The 6,783-nt window shown below is 70.6% G+C and carries 5 protein-coding genes and 1 pseudogene; 2 read left to right on the forward strand and 4 right to left on the reverse strand.

Annotated features, from left to right (window positions below):
- Positions 1-120 (forward strand): annotated as a pseudogene (locus CR938_RS14980) (IS30 family transposase); the annotation flags it as partial.
- Between the two features lie 227 nt (positions 121-347).
- Here CR938_RS14980 and CR938_RS13420 read toward each other — a convergent pair.
- The 4 genes from CR938_RS13420 to CR938_RS13435 all read right to left on the reverse strand — a co-directional run bounded on the left by CR938_RS13420 (position 348) and on the right by CR938_RS13435 (position 5,518).
- Complete coding sequence (locus CR938_RS13420) at positions 348-1,082, reverse strand: TSCPD domain-containing protein (RefSeq protein WP_162125481.1); 735 nt, start codon at positions 1,080-1,082, stop codon at positions 348-350.
- Between the two features lie 90 nt (positions 1,083-1,172).
- On the reverse strand, positions 1,173-1,865 hold the full coding sequence (locus tag CR938_RS13425) for a hypothetical protein (RefSeq protein ID WP_162125482.1): 693 nt from the start codon (positions 1,863-1,865) through the stop codon (positions 1,173-1,175).
- A gap of 118 nt (positions 1,866-1,983) precedes the next feature.
- Complete coding sequence (locus CR938_RS13430) at positions 1,984-4,140, reverse strand: adenosylcobalamin-dependent ribonucleoside-diphosphate reductase (protein ID WP_162125483.1); 2,157 nt, start codon at positions 4,138-4,140, stop codon at positions 1,984-1,986.
- 481 nt (positions 4,141-4,621) lie between these two features.
- Positions 4,622-5,518: a tetratricopeptide repeat protein gene (locus CR938_RS13435; protein WP_162125484.1), complete on the reverse strand. Its 897-nt coding sequence runs from the start codon at positions 5,516-5,518 to the stop codon at positions 4,622-4,624.
- A 782-nt stretch (positions 5,519-6,300) separates the two neighbouring features.
- On the opposite strand from CR938_RS13435, the gene CR938_RS14490 reads away from it, so the two are divergent.
- Positions 6,301-6,783: hypothetical protein (locus CR938_RS14490; RefSeq protein ID WP_211365244.1), on the forward strand; the 483-nt coding region annotated here is incomplete at its 3' end.

A 6,783-nucleotide genomic window follows, 5' to 3' on the forward strand; every position in this document is an offset into this window, starting at 1 on the left:
AATGACATTGCCCGCCTGCTCAACGGCCGACCGAGGGAAACGCTGGGGTGGAAAACCCCGGAAGAGGTCCTGGCCGAAGAGATGGCGAAATTCTCATCCGGTGTTGCGCTTGCAAGTTGAGACCAAGTAGTGACCGACCGGACCACATCAACGGCGATCCCAACAAGCGCACTGGAGATCCGGCGCCTGAATCAAACGCTGAAAGTCAGTGGGCTTTCGATGCGTCGTAAGCGAGCGCCGAATCCAAGCCGCCACAAAGCCTGGGGTCAGGAACTGCAGCGCAGTGAGCAGAGAGCTGCCTGACCAGTTCACCGCTGCGCCTGGCTACTCCTGGAGTGACTCGTATCTCACCCGCACTTGCTGTACCCGCAGTTCAGGCAGGTGGCGCAGCCGTCCATGATGACCAGCGCCTTGGTGCTGCACTTGTGGCACATGGTGGCGCTGGGCGGGAAGCTGGTGCCGTCGCCGGTGACGGCGATGTCCTCGGCGGTGCCGGCCTCCTTGCGCGAGCGCTCCTCGTACTGGCGGCGCTTCTCGGCGATCAGGGCCTTCTGGTGGGCGCTCATCTCCGGGTCGTGGATCAGGCCGATGGACTTCATGTGCTCCTCGACCACGGCGCCGATCTCGGCCACCAGCGAGGGCATGTACACCCCGCCGGCCTTGAAGTAGCCGCCGCGCGGGTCGAACACGGCCTTCATCTCCTCCACCAGGAAGGTCACGTCGCCGCCCTTGCGGAACACGGCGGACATGATCCGGGTCAGCGCCACGATCCACTGGAAGTGCTCCATGGACTTGGAGTTGATGAACACCTCGAACGGGCGGCGCAGCTCGTGCTCGGTGCCGGCGTTGAGCACGATGTCGTTGATGGTCACGTACATGGCGTGCTCCATCAGCGGCGACTTGATCTTGTAGGTGCAACCCACCAGCACCTCCGGGCGCTCGATGCGCTCGTGCATCTGGATGACGTTGTCCTTGGCCTCGGCCGGGCGATCGGCGGCCTGGGCCGGCGTCTGCTCACGCGCCTTGTCTTCCGGGGTGATGACGGCGTAGCCCTTGATTTTCTTGTCGATCTTGACGGCCATGACTTGTAGATCCTGTCGGGTGCGATGGGGCGGCCTTGCGGGCCGCAGCCCCTCCCTCGCGGGAGGGGCTTGCTTGTGGTTGTAGTGCTGTTACTTGCGGGAACGGGCGGCGGCCTTCCTGGCCGGGGCCCTGCGCGCGGTGGCCTTCTTCGCGGCGGCCTTGCGGGCCGGCGCCTTCCTGGCCACCACTTTGCGCGCGGTCGTCCTGGTGGCGGCCTTCTTCGCCGGCCTGGCGGCCTTGCGGGCCACCTTCTTCGCCGGCGCAGTCTTCTTCACCGCCTTCTTCGCCACCTTCCCGGTGGCCTTGGCGGCACGGGCCGGGGCCTTTTTCGTTGCCGCCTTCTTCACCGCCACCTTCCTGGTGGCGACCTTGGAGGCGGCCTTTTTTGCGGCCTTCTTCGCCGCGGCCTTCCTGGCGGCCTTCTTCTTGCGCAGGGCCTCGGCCTCGGCGCGGGCCTTGTCACGGGCGGCGGCCAGCTTCTCCCTGGCCTTGCCGACCGCCTTGGCCACGGCCTTGCGGGCGCGGGAGGCGATCTTCTTCGCGCCGGCCACACGCTTGCGGGCCTGCTCCTTCACCCCGGCCAGGCGCTCGCCCGCCTCCTCCTTGAGGACGGCGATGCGCTCGCCGATCTCCTCGGCCACCGCGGCCACGGTCTCGGTCACGCCGGTGGTGGCATCCTCCTCCGGCGGGGCGACCGGGACGCCGGGTTCGACCACCGTTTGCCTGCTCACGTTCTCGACGGTCTCGGACAGGTTTGCCGTCACACCATTGCCATTGCTCATGGGGCCCTCCTGGGGGCGCACTTATCTGGTACTCGGGACGTTGTCGCTTCCGGGCGCCTGACCGCAGCCTTGGCCGCCGCGGCGGGCGCCCGGGCCGACGCCGCGGTGCCGGGTTCCGTCAGAACTTGCCGTAATAGCCCTCCTTGAGGGCGTCGAACAGGTTGGCGGCGGTGTGGACCTCGCCGTCGTACTCGATCTCCTCGTTGCCCTTGACCTCCACCACCGAGCCGTCCTCCAGCTCGAAGCGGTAGATGGTGTTCTCCAGGTCCTTCTCCTTGACCAGCACGCCCTGGAAGGCCGCCGGGTTGAAGCGGAAGGTGGTGCAACCCTTCAGGCCCTGCTTGTAGGCGTACAGGTAGATGTCCTTGAACTGCTCGTACGGATAGTCCGTGGGGACGTTGGCGGTCTTGGAGATGGAGCTGTCCACCCACTTCTGCGCCGCGGCCTGCACGTCCACGTGTTCCTTGGGCGTGATGTCGTCGGCGGAGATGAAGTAGTCGGGCAGCCTGGCCTCCGGGTCCTCGGCGAACGGCATGGCCTTGGGGTTGACCAGGTGGCGGTAGGCCAGCAGCTCGTAGCTGTAGACGTCCACCTTCTCCTTGGTCTTCTTGCCCTCGCGGATCACGTTGCGGCTGTAGTGGTGCGCGAAGGACGGCTCGATGCCGTTGGAGGCGTTGTTGGCCAGCGACAGGGATATGGTGCCGGTCGGGGCGATGGAGCTGTGGTGGGTGAAGCGCGAGCCGACCTCGGCCAGCTCCGCCACCAGCTCCGGCGCCACCGTGGCCACGCGCTGCATGTAGCGGCTGTACCTGGCGTGCAGCACGCGGCCCTTGATGGTGTCGCCCACCTTCCAGCCGTCCTTCGCCATCTCCGGGCGCTTGCGCAGCATCTCGGCGGTGACGGTGAACTCCTCCTCCATGATCGGGGCCGGGCCCTTCTCCCTGGCCAGCTCCAGGCCCATCTCCCAGCCGGCGACGGCCAGCTCGCGGGCGACGCGCTCGGTGAAGTCGCAGCTCTCCTTCGAGCCGTACTTCATGCGCAGCATGGTCATGGCGCTGCCCAGGCCGAGGAAGCCCATGCCGTGGCGGCGCTTGCGCATGATCTCCTGGCGCTGCTGCTCCAGCGGCAGGCCGTTGATCTCCACCACGTTGTCGAGCATGCGGGTGAACACCCGCACCACCTCGCGGTACTCGTCCCAGTCGAAGCGCGCCTTGTCGGTGAACGGGTCGCGCACGAAGCAGGTCAGGTTGACCGAGCCCAGCAGGCAGGCGCCGTACGGCGGCAGCGGCTGCTCGCCGCAGGGGTTGGTGGCGCGGATGTTCTCGCACCACCAGTTGTTGTTCATCTCGTTGACGCGGTCGATCAGGATGAAGCCCGGTTCGGCGTAGTCGTACGTGGAGACCATGATCATGTCCCACAGGTGCCGGGCCTTGATGTGGCCGTACACCCTGCACGCCACCATGCCGTCGTCGCGGACGATGTAGTTGTCCTTGATCGGCCAGTCGCGCCAGACCACCTGGTTCGGGTCGTTGAAGTCCAGGTCGGCCTCTTCCTTGCGGTTGACCGGGAACACCAGCGGCCAGTCGGCGTCGTTCTCCACCGCCTGCATGAAGCCGTCGGTGACCAGCAGCGACAGGTTGAACTGGCGCAGCCGGCCGTCCTCGCGCTTGGCGCGGATGAAGTCCTTCACGTCCGGGTGCGAGACGTCGAAGGTGCCCATCTGCGCGCCGCGGCGGCCACCGGCGGAGGAGACGGTGAAGCACATCTTGTCGTAGATGTCCATGAAGGACATCGGGCCGGAGGTGTAGGCGCCGGCGCCGGCGACGAAGGCGCCGCGCGGACGCAGGGTGGAGAATTCGTAGCCGATGCCGCAGCCGGCCTTCAGCGTCAGGCCCGCCTCGTGGACCTTCTGCAGGATGCCGTCCATCGAGTCCTCGATGGTGCCGGAGACGGTGCAGTTGATGGTGCTGGTGGCCGGCTTGTGCTCCTGCGCGCCGGCGTTGGAGATGATGCGGCCGGCCGGGATCGCGCCGCGGCGCAGCGCCCACAGGAAGCGCTCGTACCAGTAGGCACGCTTCTCCTCGGTCTCCTCGGCGTCGGCCAGGGCCCGGGCCACGCGCTGGTAGGTGCCGTCGATGTCCGCGTCAAGCGGCACGCCCTGCTTGGTCTTCAGGCGGTACTTCTTGTCCCAGATGTCGTAGGACGCGGGCTGCAGCGGGATCACACCGCTGGGTTTGGAGTTGTCCTGGACCACTTCGAGGCGCACCGTGCTCATGGATGTTGGCTCTCCTTCCGAACCGCCGTATTCATCTGCTGGCCGGCGGTGGCGGGCGGACGCGGACGGCGGGCCGAGCGGATCGCGCCGTGCGCGCCGCTGGCCGCCTCAATCGGAATGGAGAAGACGGCCCGCAAGGCCGCATCCGACCGGATTTTTCCGCTGTTTCCGCACGCCACCCCCCGGCGATTGGACCCTTGCGATGAACACCATCGCTTGGGTCAGCATCCTGTCTGACCACCATATCTAGTGGCCAACAGTCGCCACGCTACCCGCGAATCGGCCAACGCGCAAGAGTTGACTTTCGCCGGGGAAGGGGCCGGCCACGGGTGGCCGCGGCATGTTCCGGAAGGACACGCCCGTCCATCTCAGCGCAGCGTCCGTTAAGGCCCCGCGCAGCCGCCTGGTGCAGGCGCCGGAAGCGGGCGCTGCGCGGCGCGAACCAGGCCCCGCCGGCGGTTTGGCCCTCGCCCGGGCGCGCTCAGCGGCCGTCACGGTCCGGCGCGGACGTGTCGGCCGACGCGGTCCGTCCGGTTGCGGGCTCCGTGCCGGCCACCGGCAGGCGCAGGCGCGCCTGCAGCGCCTGGAAGCGCGGCGCCTGCTCCAGGCCGGCCCAGCGCACCGGGCGGTCCAGCAGCAGGAAGGCCATGCGCGTGTCGCGTTCGGCCCAGGCCTGTTCCAGCAGGTCCAGCGCGGCGTCCCGTTCGTCCAGGGCCACGTGCAGCGCGGCCAGGCTGGAGGCCGGCCAGTAGCCGGCCTGGCGCCGCGCCTGCATCCGCGCAAGCAGCGCGCGCGCATCCTCCGTCCGGCCCTGCGCGGCATGCAGGCGGCCGAGGATGGTCAGGGCGTGGCTGCAGTCGCCGCACAGCCGGCGCGCCTGTTCCAGGTCGGCCAGGGCGCCGGCGGCGTCGCCGGCACGCTGCCGCACGCCCGCGCGCATCACCCAGCCCAGGAAGTAGTCCGGGTCCAGCTCCAGGGCACGGTCGAGGTGGTGGCTGGGCTGGTCCGGGCCGGCGATGACCCAGCCGCCGATGGCGTTGAACAGCGGCGAGAGCGGATCCAGCGCCAGCGCCTGGCGCAGCGGCGCGCGCGCCTGGTCCATGCGGCCGGTGTGCATGTACAGGTTGCCCAGGCCGAAGTGCGCCTCGGCCAGGCCCGGATCCAGTTCCAGCGCGCGCCGGAACGAGGCCTCGGCCGCGTCCCAGTCCCAGTCGTACCAGAGCTGGATCCAGCCGCGCGCGACGTGGGCCTCGGCCAGGTCGGGATCCAGCGCCAGGGCGCGGTCCACCGCCGCCAGGGCACGGTAGGCGTAGGCCAGGCCGGCGTAGGCGCCGGCGCAGTCCGGATCGCGCTCCAGCGCCTGCTGGAACTCGGCCACGGCCCGCCGCGCGCGCTCCGGCGAGGGGCGGGCCAGGTGGTATTGGCCGCGCAGCCAGGCCCGGTAGGCCTGGGCGTCCTCGCCGTCGCAGGCGCTGCGGGCGGCGCGTGGCCGGCTCCACGCCCAGCGCGGCCGCCAGGCCCTGGACCACGTGCGCCGGCGGCGCGGAGGGTGCCTCCGGCGCCACCGCGTAGCGCCCGGTCCACAGCGGGCGGCCATCGGCCACCGCCAGCAGGTGCAGCTCCACCTCCAGCTCGCCGTCGCGCGGCCGGGCCTGGCCGGTGACTACGTAGTCCAGGCCCAGGCCGCGGGCCGCCTGCAGCGGGGCCGGCTCCAGCCCGGCCAGGCGCCGGCTGGACGGGGCCGGGAACACGTGCAGGCCGGGTACGCCGGCCAGGCGCAGGCCCAGGCCCTCGGCCAGGCCGGCCGCCAGCCAGGGCTCGGCGCCGGCACCGTCCTCGACCTGCGGCGGCAGCACCGCCAGGGTGCGCTGCACCGGAGCGGCGGCCGGTCCGTCCACCGGCGCCGGTGGCGCCCCGGCCGCGGACCGCAGCCGCGGCCAGGCCAGCAGCAGGGCCAGCGCCAGGCCTGCGCCAAGGACCAGGCCGGCACCGGGCCGGTGCGGCCGCTCCGCGGGGCGGGGAGCAAGGACCGCGGCGGCGGGCGCTGGCCGGCCGTCGTGCAGCGCCACCTCGGCCACGAAGCGGTAGCCGCGCCCGGGCACGGTGACGACCCAGCGCTGGTCCTTGCCCAGCGCGTGGCGCAGCGCGGACACCGCCTGGGTGAGGGTGTTCTCCTCCACCACCCGCCCGGGCCAGACCTCGGCGAACAGCTCGCTCGTCGCGCCCGACCACGCGGTCGCGCTCGCGCACCAGCACGCACAGCACGTCGAAGGCCTTGGCGGTCAGCGCCACCCGGGTGCCGTCCAGGCGGTGCAGCTCACGGGCGCGCGGATCGAGGACGAAGCCGCCGAACCGGCATCGCGGCAACTTCCCCGGGGTGGATTCACCGCTTTTCATCTTTTTTCACCCGTTCCGATGGCCGGCGCGGTGCCGGCAGCGGACAGTGGGGCGGCCGGCGGGTCCGCGCAGTATCGCGCCAGCGTGCCCGGCAGGACAGCAGGTGCACGCGGGGGGGGCAGCCCCGCCCGGCCGGCATCCGTCCTCACGCGGGAGCCCTGCCATGTCCCCGCGCATCCCTCCGCTGGCTCCGGCCTTGGCCGCTGGGCTGCTGGCAGCCTGTTCGAGCGGCGGCGGAACCCGCAC

The organism is Pseudoxanthomonas taiwanensis (genome assembly GCF_010093135.1).
In the GTDB taxonomy this organism is placed as follows: domain Bacteria; phylum Pseudomonadota; class Gammaproteobacteria; order Xanthomonadales; family Xanthomonadaceae; genus Pseudoxanthomonas; species Pseudoxanthomonas taiwanensis.

Coding starts and splice junctions, on each gene's coding strand:
- CR938_RS13420 (WP_162125481.1), bottom strand. CDS start 1,082: ATGGCCGTCAAGATCGACAAGAAAATCAAGGGCTACGCCGTCATCACC.
- CR938_RS13425 (WP_162125482.1), bottom strand. CDS start 1,865: ATGAGCAATGGCAATGGTGTGACGGCAAACCTGTCCGAGACCGTCGAG.
- CR938_RS13430 (WP_162125483.1), bottom strand. CDS start 4,140: ATGAGCACGGTGCGCCTCGAAGTGGTCCAGGACAACTCCAAACCCAGC.